This is a genomic window from Bradyrhizobium sp. CCH5-F6, from assembly GCF_001556045.1.
GTDB lineage: Bacteria > Pseudomonadota > Alphaproteobacteria > Rhizobiales > Xanthobacteraceae > Bradyrhizobium.
On record NZ_LSIC01000113.1, the window covers coordinates 16,339 to 31,872 of the forward strand.

At 63.4% G+C, this 15,534-nt stretch carries 14 protein-coding genes and 1 pseudogene; 10 read left to right on the plus strand and 5 right to left on the minus strand.

Going from position 1 to position 15,534, the window contains the following annotated elements; all coding sequences use genetic code 11:
* Positions 1–5: 5 nt before the first annotated feature.
* Together AX729_RS20160 and AX729_RS20165 are read right to left on the minus strand one after the other, a co-directional pair.
* Complete coding sequence (locus AX729_RS20160) at positions 6–2,093, minus strand: acetate--CoA ligase family protein (protein ID WP_061026155.1); 2,088 nt, start codon at positions 2,091–2,093, stop codon at positions 6–8.
* Between the two features lie 3 nt (positions 2,094–2,096).
* Positions 2,097–2,888, minus strand: a complete 792-nt coding sequence (locus tag AX729_RS20165; RefSeq protein ID WP_061026156.1) for an enoyl-CoA hydratase/isomerase family protein — start codon at positions 2,886–2,888, stop codon at positions 2,097–2,099.
* Positions 2,889–3,077: 189 nt separating this feature from the next.
* Here AX729_RS20165 and AX729_RS20170 point away from each other — a divergent pair, with 189 nt between their 5' ends.
* A complete protein-coding gene (locus tag AX729_RS20170; RefSeq protein ID WP_061026157.1) occupies positions 3,078–3,848 on the plus strand; it encodes an IclR family transcriptional regulator in 771 nt (256 codons plus the stop codon).
* Positions 3,849–3,863: 15 nt separating this feature from the next.
* On the opposite strand, the gene AX729_RS20175 is transcribed toward AX729_RS20170, so the two are convergent.
* The 3 genes from AX729_RS20175 to AX729_RS20185 form a co-directional block, all read right to left on the minus strand.
* Positions 3,864–4,760 carry a hypothetical protein gene (locus AX729_RS20175; protein ID WP_061026158.1) on the minus strand — a complete coding sequence of 299 codons (897 nt, stop codon included), beginning with the start codon at positions 4,758–4,760 and terminating at the stop codon, positions 3,864–3,866.
* A gap of 51 nt (positions 4,761–4,811) precedes the next feature.
* Positions 4,812–5,168 carry a 6-carboxytetrahydropterin synthase QueD gene (queD, locus tag AX729_RS20180; RefSeq protein WP_061026159.1) on the minus strand — a complete coding sequence of 119 codons (357 nt, stop codon included), beginning with the start codon at positions 5,166–5,168 and terminating at the stop codon, positions 4,812–4,814.
* Positions 5,169–5,517: 349 nt separating this feature from the next.
* The gene (locus AX729_RS20185; RefSeq protein ID WP_061026160.1) at positions 5,518–6,435 is read right to left on the minus strand and encodes a LysR family transcriptional regulator; all 918 of its coding nucleotides are present in this window, start codon (positions 6,433–6,435) and stop codon (positions 5,518–5,520) included.
* 142 nt (positions 6,436–6,577) lie between these two features.
* Here AX729_RS20185 and AX729_RS20190 point away from each other — a divergent pair, with 142 nt between their 5' ends.
* The 9 genes and pseudogenes from AX729_RS20190 to AX729_RS20220 all read left to right on the plus strand — a co-directional run bounded on the left by AX729_RS20190 (position 6,578) and on the right by AX729_RS20220 (position 14,836).
* Positions 6,578–7,588: an ABC transporter substrate-binding protein gene (locus AX729_RS20190; RefSeq protein ID WP_061026161.1), complete on the plus strand. Its 1,011-nt coding sequence runs from the start codon at positions 6,578–6,580 to the stop codon at positions 7,586–7,588.
* 5 nt (positions 7,589–7,593) lie between these two features.
* Positions 7,594–8,328 (plus strand): pyrimidine utilization protein B, encoded by a 735-nt coding sequence (gene rutB / locus AX729_RS20195; RefSeq protein ID WP_245325288.1) that lies wholly within the window; start codon positions 7,594–7,596, stop codon positions 8,326–8,328.
* Positions 8,325–8,711 (plus strand): pyrimidine utilization protein C, encoded by a 387-nt coding sequence (gene rutC, locus AX729_RS20200; RefSeq protein WP_061026163.1) that lies wholly within the window; start codon positions 8,325–8,327, stop codon positions 8,709–8,711. The genes rutB and rutC overlap by 4 nt, the downstream gene beginning before the upstream one ends.
* A 1-nt stretch (position 8,712) precedes the next feature.
* Complete coding sequence (locus AX729_RS20205; RefSeq protein ID WP_063817264.1) at positions 8,713–9,510, plus strand: ABC transporter permease; 798 nt, start codon at positions 8,713–8,715, stop codon at positions 9,508–9,510.
* Between the two features lie 32 nt (positions 9,511–9,542).
* Positions 9,543–10,334 (plus strand): pyrimidine utilization protein D, encoded by a 792-nt coding sequence (gene rutD, locus AX729_RS20210; protein WP_061026164.1) that lies wholly within the window; start codon positions 9,543–9,545, stop codon positions 10,332–10,334.
* Positions 10,331–11,140, plus strand: a complete 810-nt coding sequence (locus AX729_RS20215; protein ID WP_061026165.1) for an ABC transporter ATP-binding protein — start codon at positions 10,331–10,333, stop codon at positions 11,138–11,140. The genes rutD and AX729_RS20215 overlap by 4 nt, the downstream gene beginning before the upstream one ends.
* Before the next feature lie 293 nt (positions 11,141–11,433).
* Positions 11,434–11,636, plus strand: a pseudogene (locus AX729_RS40545) (IS5/IS1182 family transposase); the annotation flags it as partial.
* Between the two features lie 2 nt (positions 11,637–11,638).
* Complete coding sequence (locus AX729_RS39775; RefSeq protein ID WP_502686911.1) at positions 11,639–11,785, plus strand: hypothetical protein; 147 nt, start codon at positions 11,639–11,641, stop codon at positions 11,783–11,785.
* A gap of 513 nt (positions 11,786–12,298) precedes the next feature.
* Positions 12,299–14,836 (plus strand): TonB-dependent receptor, encoded by a 2,538-nt coding sequence (locus AX729_RS20220; protein ID WP_082528980.1) that lies wholly within the window; start codon positions 12,299–12,301, stop codon positions 14,834–14,836.
* The last annotated feature ends 698 nt before the right edge of the window (positions 14,837–15,534 follow it).

Genomic DNA, 15,534 nt, shown 5'->3' on the forward strand with positions numbered 1-15,534 from the left:
TTTGTTCAGACATTGAGAACGACCAATCCGTCTGCCGCCTTCACGCCCCGGCCCGCCGGCAGGACGAACACCGGATTGATCTCCGCCTCTGAAAGTCGATCGCCCAGTTGCGCAACCATGCGCGAGAAGTCGACGACCGCTTCCGCCAGCGCTTCGACATCGCATTTCGGCCGGCCGCGAAAGCCATCCAGCAGCGGCCAGGAGACGAGCTCGCGCGCCATCGCGCTCGCCTCGGACAGACCCAGGCCACCTTCCGGTGGCAGCAGACGCATCGTGGTGTCCTTGAACAGTTCGGCGGCGACCCCGCCCATTCCGAGGAGGATGGCGGTTCCCAGGGGATCGCGATGCATTCCGAGAATGATCTCGACGCCACCTGAAACCATCTCCTGCACCAGGAATTGGTCGGGCCTCTTCCCGGCCCTGGCCTCGACCTCGTCTGCCATTGCCGTCAGGCGGCTGCCGACCGTCTCGGCGGTCAGGTTGACCGCGACGCCGCCGACGTCGCTCTTGTGCGCGATCTCGCGCGACAGAATCTTGAGCACGACCCGGCCGCCGAAGTCGCGCGCCGCCTGTTCCGCTTCGCTGGCCGTTGCGACCACTTTCTCTGCAGCGACCGGAACACCAAAGCGGGCGAACAACGCCTTGGCCTGAGCCTCATCGAGCGAACCAGTCGGGAAGTCGCCGATATCGACCGAAGCCTCGATCGCGCCGGATGTCTGGACCTGCTGCGGCACCGCGGCCCGCAAGAGCCCGTCGAGCGCAGCCGTGCAGCTCTCGGCAGACGTGTAAGCCGGAACGCCGCGCCGGGTGAGGACGGAAACCACCTCGGGCGCGTAGGGGCTGACATAGGCAATGACCGGCTTGTCGCTGAGCGGCAGGCAGTCGCGGATGGCATCGGCCATCAGGGCCGGCGATCCCACAGCCGACGAGCCGGCAATGACGACCAGCGCATCGTAGGAGGGACTGGCGAGCAGGATGCGAATGGCGGCACGAAGCAGATCGGGCTGCAGGCCGGCGAGGGTCACGTCGATCGGATTGCGATCGAGATTGGCCTGCGGTCCCGACTGGAGGCTGCGCAATTGCGCGGCCGTCTCCGCATCTGGTGCGGGCGTTGCAAAGCCGGCGACGCCGAGACTGTCTGACACGATCGTGCCAGCGCCGCCGGTCGAGGTGAGGATCGCAACACGCCGGCCGGAGAGCTTCCGTCCCGCGGAAAGGACTGCGGGAATGTCGAGCAGGTCTTCGAACGTTTTTGCGCGGATGACGCCGAGTTGCCTGAACAAGGCGTCATACATGCGGTCGGAGCCGGCCAATGCGCCGGTGTGCGAGACGGCCGCTTGCGCGCCGGCCTCCGATCGACCGATCTTGAAGGCGACAATGGGCTTGCCGGCGCGGCGTGCTTTCAGAACCGCCTCGCGGAAGCGAGACGGATTTCGGATCGCCTCGACATAGAGCGCAATGACGCGCGTTGCGCTGTCGTCGGCGAGGAAGTCGATGAAATCGGCGAGCTCGAGATCGGCTTCGTTGCTGGTCGACACCAGCTTGGACAGACCGACCCCGCGCGCCGCAGCGCGCGACAGCAAGGCACCGAGAATGCCGCCGCTTTGCGAGATCAATCCGACCGGCCCCGTCGGAAAGTCATCCATCGCCAGCGCGCCCGACGCCGACAGCACGATATTGTCGGTGAGATTGACGAGGCCGATCGTGTTCGGCCCGAGGATCCGCATGGAGCCGGCGGCTTGCATGAGCTGTTTCTGGCGCTCGGCGCCTTCCGCACCCGTTTCGGTGAAGCCGCTGGCAAGGACGATCGCCGCGGCAGCCCCTCGCTCGGACAATTCGCGCACCGCGACGTGCGCGCGCTCGGCGCCGAGCAGGACGAGGCCGACGTCAGGCACATCAGGCAGCGAGGCGATGTCGGGGTAGCAGGTCAGACCACCGATATCAGCGACCTTCGGATTGACGGGATAGATTGCGCCCGCAAAGCCATGCTTCCGGAGATAGGACACCGGCCGCCCCGAGGTCTTGCCCGGGTCCGCCGATGCACCGATGATTGCGACGCTGCGGGGCCGGATCAGGCGTTCGATGGCATCCATGGCTCAATCCTTCGAGGCGGATTGCGCAAGGAACGCGGTCACAGCATCGCGATGCTCCGCGCTGGTGTAGCAGATGGCCTGCGCCTGGCTGCCGAGACTGAAAATGTCGTGCGCGGAATGCTCGAAGGTCTCGTTCAGGATCTTCTTGCCCAGCGCCAACGCCGTGGGAGACCCCTGAGCCAGTTCGGACGCCCAGGCCTGCGCTGCCGACAGCAGCTCGCTCGAGGCCACCTTGCGATCCACGATGCCGAGCGCGAGCGCTTCGTCAGCCTCGACGACGCGCCCGGTGAAGATCAGCTCCTTGGCCTTGGAAAGCCCGACCCGGCGCGGCAGGAAATACAGGCCGCCGCCGTCGGGGATCAAACCTCGCTTGATGTAGGACCAGGTGAACTTCGATCGCTCCGTGCCCATGACGAAGTCGCAGGCCAGCGCGGTGTCCGCACCGAGCCCCGCCGCCGCGCCGTTGACGGCGGCAATCGTCGGCTTCGGCAGGCCGAGCAGGAACGACTGCACGTGATGCACGCCCTGCTGACGGCTCCATCCGTTGAAGGCGACCTCGCCCTGCGGCGCCGCGAGCCGGCGCTTCATTCCGCTGATGTCGCCGCCGGCGCAGAACGCACTGCCGCACCCCGTCAGCACCAGGGCCTTGATCGCCTTGTCGCGGGCCACGGTTTCGAGCGCGGCGACGAACTCGGTGCGCATGTCGTCGCTCATGGCGTTGCGCCGGTCCGGCCGGTTGAATGCAATCGTCGCGACACCGACCTCGACGGAAAATTCGATGAGCTGATAGGACATGGCAGGCCCCCTGGCTGGAGTCGGATCGATCGCCGCGACGCATGCGGAGGCCGAATGCCGATTTCGGCCGTGCCGTTTCCTCGTCGAGCCCCGGCGCGGCCGGGCGTTCTTCTTGCCTGTGCTGATAGCGGCTTGCGCTGCCCGAGACATCCCCATATTTCCACTTAGTGGAAATGTCAGAAGGCCCAGATGGCGCGCATTTATGCGGGCGGAGTTGATGGCAATCGCTCGCTCGAACGAGGCATCGAAATCCTCAGGGCCTTCCGCCCCGGCGTCGACACGCTCGGCAACGGCGAGATTGCGGAGCGGACCGGATTGCCGCGATCGACGGTCAGCCGTCTGACGCGAACGCTGGTCGATTCTGGGATGCTCGACGAAGTCCGGAACCAGCGGAGCTACCGCCTTGCCGCCTCCGTCATCAGCATCGGCCACGCGATGCGGACGGGATCACCGGTGCTCAACGCGATCGGACCGATGATGCGGGCCGAATCGGCCAGGCGCCGGCTGAACGTCGGGCTCGCGACCGCGGATCGAACCATGATGGTCTATCTGGAATCGATCCGCTACAGTCCGCGCGCGGCGTTGCGCAACGTGGTCGCCGGCCAGCAGGTCCCGATGGAGCTGACGTCGCTTGGTCGCGCCTACCTCGCCGGCACTGCCGAAACCGAGCGAGAGCGTTTGCTGAAGTTGTTCAAGCGGCGCAACGCAGCGGCCACCAAGGCGCTGCTCGCGGAGGTCAGGAGATCGATCATCTCCGTCGAACACGACGGCTATTGTGCCGTATCCTGGCAGCCCGCCGTGCTCGCCGTCGCAACACCGATCGTGCTGCCCGGGCTTCCGGTCTACGCCCTCAACATGAGCCTGCAGAATATCGACCGGTCCGATGCGCTGGCGAGCGAGATGGGCGCGTACCTCAATGCGTTTGCGGCGAAGTGCAAGGAGGTGCTGGCGGTCGGTTGACGTTGATCGAGGCCCTTACAGCTTTCCATAGACCCTCCCGGCGACCGCCTTCAGGCGCTCGACCGAGCCGGACTCGGGATGCGGCTTGACCGGCGCGAACAGGATCGAGGCCTGCCTGCCATTCTTCCAGACATAGATGGTGACGGCGTTGCCGTTGCCCTTGCTGCAAGAATGCTCGCCGAACGCTTCACGGCCGAGCTCTTGTATCGCCACATGCTTGCAGGGGCCAGCGCGCTTCATCATGCCGATGGCGGTGTCGCGCGAGGTCGCGATCACCGCGACGGTCATGGTGTTGGCCTCGCGATCAAACATCATGCAGCTGCCCGCGCCGGTGCGCTGGACCGTCAGCGTGCTGTTGTCGAGAAAACCGTCGGCATCCGCGGCCGTGAGCCACTCGCAATTGCCGAACCGCTCGCTGCTCTTGCCTACGCTTCCGATGGCAATGCGCGCGGCTTCGCTGAGCGGTCCGAACAGCGCATCGTCGGCACGCCGGCCGATCGGATAGACGGTGAGCTGGAGGATGTAATCGCCGGACAAGGCGACGACCGAGGCCTCCTGGCGCTCCGCGCCGGCGGCGCTTGTTCCGCCCTGGCCTTCGTCACCGATCCCCGTCACTGCGCTCAGCGGCATGCGCTCGCCCAGCGTCTTGACGAAGGTCGCGTACAATTCCCTGGCGCGGTCCTTGTCGGGATTGCGGAATACGGTGAGCATCATCGTGTCGCCGCGTCCGGCCTGGTAGATGCAGCCGCGGCCGTCCTGATTGGAGATCAGCGACCATTTGAACGCCGGCATCGCGCGGGCCAGCTCCTGGGCGCTGATGAACGGGCAGGTTTCCGCCGCGCGCGCGGGAAGCGCCGCTGCGATTGCAAGGAACAGAACGAGGCTGCAGAACAGACGATCGATGGTACGCATGGGACGTACTTACTACCGAAACGGCGCGCCGGGAACGATTCGAACCTGTCGTCACCGTCCCTGATATTCGGCCCAGCAGTCCGCCGTCTCATAGACCCGGACCGCCGACAGCTCGCGAAGGCTCGGCTTCAACCGGTCCCAGATCCAGACCGCGATGTTCTCGGCGGTCGGATTCTCGAGTCCTTCGACCTCGTTCAGGCAGTGGTGGTCCAGCGCGGACATGATGTCGGCGAAGCTCTTTTCGATATCGAAGAAGTCTGCAACGAAGCCGGTGTGCGGGTCCACCGGACCGTCCAGTTGGACCTCGACCCGATAGGAATGACCATGCATCCGGCTGCATCGGTGCGTCTCCGGCACGTTCGGCAGCCGATGCGCCGCCTCGAACTTGAACGCCTGCGATATCCTCATCCAGTTCCTCACACGGCATGGCCATCCGGTCTCGGGCCCGTCTGGCGACCAGATGCTGCCTTGTCCTGACCTTCCGTCGAAGAATGGCGCGCCCGGAACGATTCGAACGTCCGACCCTCAGATTCGTAGTCTGGGCTAAATCATTGATTTTGCGTTGACTCGTTACCGTCAGAAAGGACTAAGCACATAAACGTTCGGCTTTTCAACCTCTTTGGATTCGACGGTTACCGTGGAAGAAGGAAGAGCGTTCTTCGTCCTCCACGCCTCCTCCTCGCCAGCGGGGATGGCCTCGGGGCCCTTTGGAAAAGATCGCGATGTCTGCATCGACCGATGTTGTTCGTGACTGTCATCAGCCGGAGACCGTACGCTCGCGAATTTCCTGAGCCCCGGAAAGAATGCCGCGCTGGAGCGCGCGCGCGGCAGGCGAGAGATCGCGGCCGATGCGCCAGATCAAATAGAGCTCGCGCTCGATCACGGGCTCGACCAGCTTGCGCCAGGTGAGCACGGGATGGCTGGCCTCCGGCCAAGCGAGACTCGGCAACGGTGCGACGCCGACGCCGGCCTCGACCAGCGCGAGCAGCGTCGCCGGATGCTCGGCCTCGTGGATCGGCATGCCCTGACCGAGATCGGCGACGCCGCGCTCGATCTCGAGCCGGATTCCGGTGCCTGATGCCATCACGACGAGGCCGGCCTTCGAGGCTTCCGCCCAACTTACGGCGTCCCGGGCGGCGAGCGGATGGTCGCGGCGCATCACCAGTGCGAAATTGTCGACGAGCAGTCGTGAAGCATCGAGCTCGGGATCGTCGCCCGGGACGTTGGCAATGCCAAGATCGACGTCGCCGCCGCGCAGCGCAGCGAAGATCTGATGCCGCGAGATCTCCTTCAACGTCACCGCGACCATCGGATGCTCGCGCTGGAACGCGGCGAGCACGCGCGGCATCAGCCGCAGCGCGACCGACGGCACGCAGGCCACCGTGACGTGACCGCGGCGATGTTCGCGCAAATCGCGCAGATCCTGAAGCTGTCGATCGAGATCGGCGAGCAGGCGCTGAATGCCCGGCATGAAGTCCGCGCCGACCTTACTGAGCTGAAGCCTTCGCGTGGTGCGGTCGAGCAGCCGCACGCGCAGGCCGTCTTCCAGCTGGCGCACCAACTGGCTGACAGCGGATTGCGACATGCCGAGCGACCGTGCCGCGGCGCTGAAGCTGCCGGTCTCGACAACGCTGACGAAAACGCGGAGCTGTTTCAGGTCGATCTGATCTATCATTCCTGCTTATAAATATATCTCTCTATTCCCAATTGCTAATGAAAATCTCCAGTGCAAGGATTTTGTGCGAAGACCGGGAACGATCAGAAATTGGGCACAATGGGAACTAACCCACTGTTCCAACAAGCAAAAGGATTGGGACGTGATCAACCGACGCGACCTCATGAAATACTCGCTTCTGGGCGCAGCAACGGCGCCACTGGCCGGCCTCTCCACCCCCACCTTCGCAGCCGGGAAAGTGACAATCACCGAAGCGCTGCGGCTCGGCATGTACAACTCGCTTTATGTCGCGGCTGACAAGGGACTGTTCGCCAAGCATGGCCTCGATGCCGACCTCTCCACCGCCGGCGGCATCGCCCTGCCCGTGCCGATCCTGCTTTCAGGGCGCGGACAAATCGGGGTGACCAGCCCGGGCATGTCGGTGAATGCAGTGCGCGAGGGCGGCAAGATCAAGAACATCGCCAAGATCGTCGGCGGCGTGTCGATGTGGGGCATTGCGAAACCCGACAGCAAAATCAGGACGATCGAGGATCTCCGCGGCAAGACCATCGCGACGCTGAAATTCCCCTCTTCGACGATCCAGGTGCCGACTTATGCGATCAAGACCATCGGTAAGTTCGATCCGAAGGAGGCCGGCGTCACGTTCCTCGAACTGCCGCCGGGCGCGCAGGCCGCCGCGGTGAAGGACGGCCGCGCCGACATCGCTACCGCCTTCGAATGGGACGTCAGCATCGCCGCCGAGCAGTTCGGCCTCGTGCCGGTGCTGTCCTTTGCCGATGCGCTGGGATCGCTCTGCTTTACCACCGCGATGGCGACGGAAGAGACGATCGCGAGCAACCCGGCGGCCATCCAGGGCTTTTGCAATGCGATCGCAGAAGCGCAGAAGCTGATGCACGAGAACAACGCTGTTTTCACCGAGGTCGCCGAAAAATACTTCCCGAAGGTCACACCATCTGTCGTCGCCAGCGCAACGAAGAACTTCTTCGGCTCGAAGACCGCGATCCCGCGCAACCCGACCATCTCCGCCGACGAATGGGACCGCGCGATGCGGCTCGAACAAGGCGGCGGCGCAGTGCAATCCGCACTCCCCTATACGCAGATGGTCGATAACCGTTTCGCCGAGCAGGCGACCAGGCAGTTCGGTCTCGCGTGATGATCGTGAACACCTCCGACGCGCACGAGCAGCGCTTTGTCACGCTCCCGGCGCGGCCCGAGCCGCTCCGGCTCGCCGTCGACGAGACGGCCGTGGTCGTCGTCGACATGCAGAACGCCTATGCCTCGCCGAACGGCTATCTCGACCTCGCCGGCTTCGACATCTCCGGCGCCAAGGCCGCGATCACGGCGATCCAGGACGTGGTGGCGGTCGCGCGGGGCGCCGGCGTTCCCGTGATCTTCTTCCAGAACGGCTGGGACGCCGACTATGTCGAGGCCGGTGGGCCGGGCTCGCCGAACTGGCACAAGTCGAACGCGCTGAAGACGATGCGCAAGCGGCCCGAGCTGCAAGGCAGGCTGCTCGCCAAGGGCGGCTGGGACTATGCGCTGGTCGACGAATTGACGCCGAAGCCCGGCGACATCGTGGTGCCGAAGACGCGCTATAGCGGCTTCTTCAACAGCCAGTTCGACAGCATCCTGCGCGCGCGCGGCATCCGCAACCTCGTGTTCTGCGGCATCGCCACCAATGTCTGCGTGGAATCGACGCTGCGCGACGGCTTCCATCTCGAATATTTCGGCGTGATGCTGGAGGACGCGACGCATCAGGCCGGCCCCGACTATCTCCAGAAAGCCTCCGTCTTCAACATCGAAACCTTCTTCGGCTGGGTCTCGAACGCGAGCGACTTCCGCCGCGCCTTTGCCCAGACCGAAGCCGTTCCAGCCAAAGAGGACACACCATGACCGACCGCGCCATCATTCCGCCGGGCACCACCGCCCCCATCGCCCCGTTTTCGCCGGGCATGATGGCCGACAACGTCATCTACGTCTCGGGCACGCTGGCGTTCGATGCCAACAACGACGTGGTCCATGAAGGCGATGCCGCCGGCCAGACCCGGCACATCCTTGAGACCATCAAGCGCGTGCTGGAGACGGCGGGGTCGAGCCTTGCAGACGTTACCTTCAACTCGATCTTCATCACTGATTGGGCGAACTATGCGGCGGTCAACAAGGTCTATGCCGAATATTTTCCCGGCGAGAAGCCGGCGCGGTACTGCATTCAGTGCGGCCTCGTGAAGCCCGCCTGCCTCGTCGAGATCGCCTCGATCGCGCACAAGAGGGCGTGAGGTGGCCGTGCTCGATGCAGGCCAGACAGCGGGAACAAGTGCGCGGTTCAAGCTGCCCACCGCAGCTCGGATTGCGCTGCTCCAGATCGCACTATTGGTCGCACTGCTGGCGGCCTGGGAGCTTGCGATCCGCCTCGGCTTCATCGCCGTCTATCTCTACGGCCAGCCGAGCGGCATCATCGCGAAAGCGGGCAAGCTCATCGCCAGTGGCGAGTTGCTCCGCGACGCCGGGCTGACCGCATGGGAAGCCATCGCCGGTTTCCTGATCGGCACGTTGCTCGGCAGCGCTGCGGGATTGTCGCTATGGCTGTTCCCGACCGGCGCGGCGGTGCTGCGGCCGTATCTGATCGCGCTCAACGGCCTACCGAAAATCGCGCTGGCACCGCTGATCATCGTCTGGTTCGGCATCGGCCTCTCCTCGAAGATCGCGATCGCGGCGATCATCACCTTCATCGTCGCGGTCATCACCGCGCTCCAGGGCGCCAAGGAGGTCGACGCAGATCTCGTCAAGCTGCTGCGCTCGCTCGGCGCTTCGCGCTGGAAGACCTGGCGCGCCGTGATCGTGCCCGGCGCGATGCCGTGGATCGTCGCGGCCTTCCGCCTCAATGTCGGCTTTGCCCTGATCGGCGCCGTCGTCGGCGAGTACATCGCCTCGAAAGAGGGCCTCGGTTACATGATCTACTATGCCGGCGTGCTCTACGACCTCAACGCGGTGTGGGTGGGCATCGCAGCGCTGATGGCGGTGGCGCTGCTGATGTACGCCGCGATCGACTTGATCGAGCGGCGCCTGCTGTCCTGATCCGAAACTCATCACTCAATAGCTGGGACGTCATGGCTTTTGCACGCGGCAAGGATGCCGAGATCTATTACGAAGTTCACGGGCACGGTACGCCGGTTTTGCTCTCGGCCGGCATGGGCGGCAGCGGCTCGTTCTGGGCGCCGCAGCTGGATGCGCTCACCGAGCGCCATCAGGTCATTCTCTACGATCACGTCGGCACCGGCCGCAGCGCACGAAGCGATCGCAGCATCGCCGGCATGGCCGACGACATCGCCAGCGTGCTCGACCATGCAAACGTCGATGCCGCGCATGTCGTCGGCCACGCCATCGGCGGCATTGTCGGCATGGAGCTGGCGCTGCGTCATCCGAAACGCCTGCGCAGCCTCACCATCGTCAACGGCTGGGGCCGCGCCGATCCGTTCCTGCGGCGCTGCTTCGAGATCCGGAAAATGCTGCTCAACCAGTCCGGACCGCAAGCCTATGTGCGCGCGCAGCCGCTGTTCCTCTATCCGCCGCAATGGATCTCCGAGAACATCGCCCATCTCGACGCGGAGGAAGAACGCATCCTGAAACACTTCCCGTCCGTCGCGACGATGAACCAGCGCATCGACATGTTCCTGGCATTCGAGGGCGGCCGGCGCCTCAAAGAGATCAACGTACCCACGCTGCTGTCGTCCGCAAAGGACGACGCGCTGGTGCCGGCCTATCTCACCCGCGAGCTCGCCGCTTCCATTCCCGGCGCGCGCGTGCACGAGGTGGGTTGGGGGGCCCATGCCTTCAGCGTGGTCACACCGAATATCTTCAACGACACGCTGCTCGACTTCTGCAGGGAGGTGGACCGATGAACGCGCTCGCGCAGAATATTGCAGGCTCGGAGCCGATCGTGCTGCGCGCCGAGAATGTCGGCGTCACCTTCGAAGGCGCCGGCCATCCGGTCGAGGCGATCCGCAAGGTGGATTTCGAGCTGCGCCGCGGCGAGACGCTCGCGATCGTCGGCCCCTCCGGCTGCGGTAAGTCCACGCTGTTCAACGCCATCGCCGGCCTGCTGCGGCCGACCCGAGGCCATGTCGAGGTCGGTGGCCGCCGCGTCGACGATGCCGCGGGCCATGTCGGCTACATGCTGCAGAAGGATCTGCTGCTGCCGTGGCGCAGCGTGCTCGACAACGTCATGCTCGGGCTGGAGATCCGCAAAACGCCGAAGTCGCGCGCGCGAGAGATCGCACTGGAGCTGATCAAGGCCTATGGCCTCGCCGGCTTCGAACAGGCCAAGCCAGCGGCGCTCTCCGGCGGCATGCGCCAACGCGTCGCCATCATGCGCACGCTCGCCTTCGATCCCGAAGTGATCCTGCTCGACGAGCCGTTCTCGGCGCTCGACTTCCAGACGCGCCTGCTGATGCAGGCCGACGTCTCCCGCATCATCGCCGAGCGCGGCAAGAGCGCGATCCTCGTCACTCACGATATCGGCGAAGCCATCGCCATGGCCGACCGCGTGCTGGTGCTGAGCGCACGGCCCGCCACGGTGCGCGCGCTACACGTGATCGAGTTGCCGCGGGAGGGCCGCGATCCCGCCGCGCTGCGCACCGATACAGCGTTCCAGCATTATTTTGCTCAGATCTGGGCCGACTTGGAGAAGCCTGCCGGCGTCGCGTGAGGCCAGCCCACCCCTGTGCCGGGCCGGGCACTCGGGCATTGAACGTTGTGGCCTTCAATCGGGCAAAAGGCTCAGCGCGAGGAATTGTACGCCGTTCTGCACCGAATGGCGGAAAATGGCGCGCCATTCAGAACAAAACTACGAACTTGTATATTATTGAAATAGTTATCTAATTTCAAGCAGCCAATGATCGTTTTGGGCCATCCGCCCCCGGGTCCGGAGCGGCTTGTCTCGGGCCGCTATACGCATCGCGTCGCCATCGCCAACAGCCGGCTGACTCGCTCGCCGATGGTAAGGTGAGCGTCGAGTTGCGCCAGTCTTATGCGAGGGTGGGCACTTCGCCCTGATCAAGCATCAGCGCTACGCCCATGCCAAGCTGTTCAAGCGTGCCGGGCGGGCGCTGAAGACGTTGCGCACCTTTCTCGGCCGTGTGATGCGCGACATCAGCCGCAAGATTGCGGGCGACGCCGCGCTTGAGAGGAGGTTTGCCAAGCTGTTATGCTGATGGTGTTCAAGCTCATCCTCGCCGCATTAAAGATCTGGCGGCAGCTCAAAGGCACAAATCATTTGTCGAAACTCATTGCAGGTGTCAGATTCAACGACCGCATCGAGGTCATCCAAAAGCCGGCGAACCGGGTCGCCTGATCACCTTGTCGTCACCCAAATATTCCGCATAGCTCACTCAAGAACGTCAGGTACCCGCGCCCTCGCAATCGAACTGCGCGGCAAGCGTGAGTTTTCGCCTGAGCGCGCCAAGCGTTGTATCGACCGTCGAACAAGCGCGACAGCTCCGACCTACCGACCGGCTCTTCTTAAACTGTTAGCACAAGGTCTTCAAAACGATTCTCGGGGGATTGTCTCACTCCCATACGCCAAGGACAGTGGCGTGCGGGTTACAGTTCGCGCCATACGGAAATCTGCTTACGGCTAAGACGCGCTTCCAAAGTTCGCTAAGGGCAAGTCTCGTCACGCATTCTCATAGGTCGGTTGTTAGAAGCATTCCAATTTGACAGCTACTCCGCGGCAGATTTTAGAAAACCTACAAGTCAGGCCGATTCGAAAAGGGTGTTGCCAGGAATCCATTGCGGACTTCCGGTTCCAATGATCCATTTCATCAAGCGACGAAATCGCGCGAGAAGAGATTGAATTGGGGGCTATATGTTTTGCGTGAAAATACCAAGAACGCTTCGCGTTGGTAAGAACGGGATCAAGTCGACCGCTGAAGAATGCCAATCCGGAAAGGTGTCTGCGGTGGCTGGGCTGATTGCTGTCGCATCGTTCTCCGGCGCAAAAGCCCAGCAATCCGATCTCCCTCCCGTGACGGTCGACGCGCCGATTCAGCGGCCGCGGCCCAAGGCATCGAAGCCGTCACCCGACCAGATCCGGGCTCGCGATGCGCTCCGGCGCGCACCGACCCGGCAAACGACGCAGGCTCCGCCTCCGGCCGCCGGAAGCCGGGCTCCCGATCGCAACCCGTATGCCGATCCGTCCGCTCCCTACAAGGTCGACCATCTACAGGCAGGCGGCAAATTTCCAGAGCCGCTGCTCAATACGCCGAAGACGGTGACCGTTCTCAGCAAGGAGGTGCTCGCGGACAAGAACGCGACATCGCTGAAGCAGGCGATTCTGAGCACGGCCGGCGTCACGCTCGGCACCGGCGAAGGCGGAAATGCCTTTGGCGACCGCTTCTTCATCCGCGGTTTTGACGCGCGCAATGACATCTTCATCGACGGCGTGCGCGATTCCGGCGTCAGCGTGCGCGAGAACTTCTTCACCGAGCAGGTCGAGATCTTGCGCGGTCCGGGCTCGTCATTTGCAGGCCGCGGCACCACCGGCGGCGCGATCAACATCGTAACCAAGCAGGCCACGACCGATGGCAATTTCTACAACATGGACACGACGTTCGGCACCGACAGGACCAAGCGCGTCGTGCTCGACGTCAACCAGGTCATCAACCCGACCTGGGGGGTGCGCGCCGGCGGACTGTTCCAGGATGCCGGCGTGGCCGGCCGGGACTATGTCACCGACAATCGCAACGGCGGCTTTCTGGCAACGACGTGGACGCCGACCGATGCTGTCAAGATCTACGCCAACTACATCCACACCGAGCTGACCGGCTTCCCGGATTTCGGCGTTCCCTATTACCGGCCGAGCACGGCGACTACGGCCGGCGGCCCGTTCCCGGACTTCGGCTCGAACCGCAGGAATTGGTACGGCTTTGTTAACCGCGATTTCTCCCGGACGGGCCAGGACATCGGGACACTCAATGCCGAATTCCAGGTGACGCCCGACGTGCTGATCACCAACAAGTTCCGCGACTCGCACTCGACGCAGAACTACATCGGGACGCTGCCGGAAGCGCCGGTCATTGCCACTCCGCTCTCGGCCTCGACGCTCAGCGCCAACCCGCAGAGCCGCTACCAGGCCACCGACGTGATTGCCAACCAGACCGAGGCGACCTACAAATTTACGGACAATGCCGGCTTCAAGCATACCGCGCTGGGCGGCTTCGAATACGACCGGGAGAGGTCGTCGATCGACCGCTATCTCGGCCTCAGCTCGGAAGCGCTGCCCGGCGGCTTTAGCGGGAACGGTTCGCTGGCGGGCGTGAGCGTGTTCTATCCGCAGTTCACCAACCTCCCCTTCGGTGTGCCGTTTGGCCTCTCGGGATTGCCGACCAAGATCGCGATCGACACCAAGAGCATCTACGTCATCGATTCCGCCAACTACAACGACCTACTGATCCTCAATGGCGGCGTCCGCTATGACGACTACAACATCAAGGTGAACGGCTACGGCACCGTCAACGGCGTCGCCAACGTCTTCGGTCAGCAAGAGCAGCATACGGGGATGCCGAACTTCAACCTCGGCCTGACGCTAAAGCCCTTGCCGAACGGAAGCGTCTACGCCGCCTACGCCACATCGTCGAACCCGGTCGGCGCGGAGTTCGACGGCACCAGCATCCAGTATGGCGGCCTTGCACCGGTGCTGAACGGCAATCCGCCTCAGATCTTCGGTCCGGAGAAGAACAGGGCGATCGAAATCGGCACCAAGTGGGAATTGTTCGACCGGCACGCGCTGCTGACCGCCGCACTGTTCCAGACCGAAAAGGAAAACGCACGCGAGTCACGCAACATCACGGCCGCAACTGCGACCGCGGCGTGTCCCTACCCAGCCGGCACCACCGGTACCGTCTCCTGCCTCAGCGCGGGCGCGGCCTATCGCATCCGCGGCATCGATCTCGGCCTTGGCGGCAACATCACCGACAAATGGAGCGTCATGGCGGGACTCGTGCTGATGCAGTCCGAGGTCACGAAGTCCAACATCCCGCCCGCCAATACCACGCTCTATGCAACCAATGTCGGCCGGCCGCTTGCGAACGTGGCGCACCAGTCGTTGAGCCTGCTCAGCAAATACCAGGTGACTGATGTCTGGGAGCTTGGCGGCCAGGCCGTCTATCGTTCGAAGGTATATGGCGGCACGTTCCTCGCCGCCAACCAAGGCACATCGATCCCGAGCTACTGGCGCTTCGACGCCTTTGCCGAGGCGAAGATCAACCAGAACTGGAAGCTGAAGGTTCACGTCAACAACATCTTCGACAAGCGCTACTACGATGCGCTGTATCAGAGCGCCGCACCGTTCGTCTTCCAAGCTCCAGGACGCGCAGCCTATCTTGTGATTTCAGCGCGATACTAAGTCGGAAAGGTGTGAGCTGGCAGTTGGTCAATTCACGCTATTCACCGCCACGGCGGGATATGCCTATCACACCCAAAAACCACCGCATTTGTTACGATGCACCAAAGAAGTCGCGCTCAGTTCGCTATAAAGCTATAAGCTTGTTTCAGAACGAGTGATTGAGTCGTCCTTCCTTATGGTGAGCCGAAATGAAGCGCGAGCCGGGCCGGGATCGGCTCACTGCTGAAAAACGGAACCGCGCCGCGAAAGAGCGGCAAACGCCCTGCTTCACCCTGGAAATAAATCAGAGGCCGGTGTTGGTTTTCACTGCGCCGTCCTTGTCGAGCGCCATGAGACGCATTTCTGAGGATTGGTTCGTCGAAGAGCTAGGACGAATGCGCTCAGTCGGATGCTCACTTCTGAGAACACGCGACCAACGTCAAATCAGACCTGCGAACCCGGAGGAGGCAACGAGGCTGGAGTTGGAACGTAGCTTGGACCGGGCTCGTGGCGAGGATACGAAGTATGCGTTTGCCTTCCTCATCCCGATCGACAAAGATCCAAACTGACGCGCGTCTAACGACCTCGCGGAGCCGGATTTGTTCCAGCTACGGCTGACGGACGAAACATCGCGGGAGTGGAAAGTACATAAGCGTTGCGGCGATCAATCCGTCCGCAACAGTTCTGGAAATCTGGGGAAAGCACACGCGGATCCCAGG

Bases quoted from the DNA above. Each gene is read 5' to 3' on its own strand.
- AX729_RS20170 (WP_061026157.1), top strand. From the start codon at position 3,078: ATGGCGCGCATTTATGCGGGCGGAGTTGATGGCAATCGCTCGCTCGAA.
- AX729_RS39775 (WP_502686911.1), top strand. From the start codon at position 11,639: ATGCTGATGGTGTTCAAGCTCATCCTCGCCGCATTAAAGATCTGGCGG.
- queD (WP_061026159.1), bottom strand. From the start codon at position 5,168: ATGAGGATATCGCAGGCGTTCAAGTTCGAGGCGGCGCATCGGCTGCCG.
- AX729_RS20165 (WP_061026156.1), bottom strand. From the start codon at position 2,888: ATGTCCTATCAGCTCATCGAATTTTCCGTCGAGGTCGGTGTCGCGACG.
- AX729_RS20160 (WP_061026155.1), bottom strand. From the start codon at position 2,093: ATGGATGCCATCGAACGCCTGATCCGGCCCCGCAGCGTCGCAATCATC.
- AX729_RS20215 (WP_061026165.1), top strand. From the start codon at position 10,331: ATGAACGCGCTCGCGCAGAATATTGCAGGCTCGGAGCCGATCGTGCTG.
- rutC (WP_061026163.1), top strand. From the start codon at position 8,325: ATGACCGACCGCGCCATCATTCCGCCGGGCACCACCGCCCCCATCGCC.
- rutD (WP_061026164.1), top strand. From the start codon at position 9,543: ATGGCTTTTGCACGCGGCAAGGATGCCGAGATCTATTACGAAGTTCAC.
- AX729_RS20220 (WP_082528980.1), top strand. From the start codon at position 12,299: ATGTTTTGCGTGAAAATACCAAGAACGCTTCGCGTTGGTAAGAACGGG.
- AX729_RS20175 (WP_061026158.1), bottom strand. From the start codon at position 4,760: ATGCGTACCATCGATCGTCTGTTCTGCAGCCTCGTTCTGTTCCTTGCA.
- AX729_RS20185 (WP_061026160.1), bottom strand. From the start codon at position 6,435: ATGATAGATCAGATCGACCTGAAACAGCTCCGCGTTTTCGTCAGCGTT.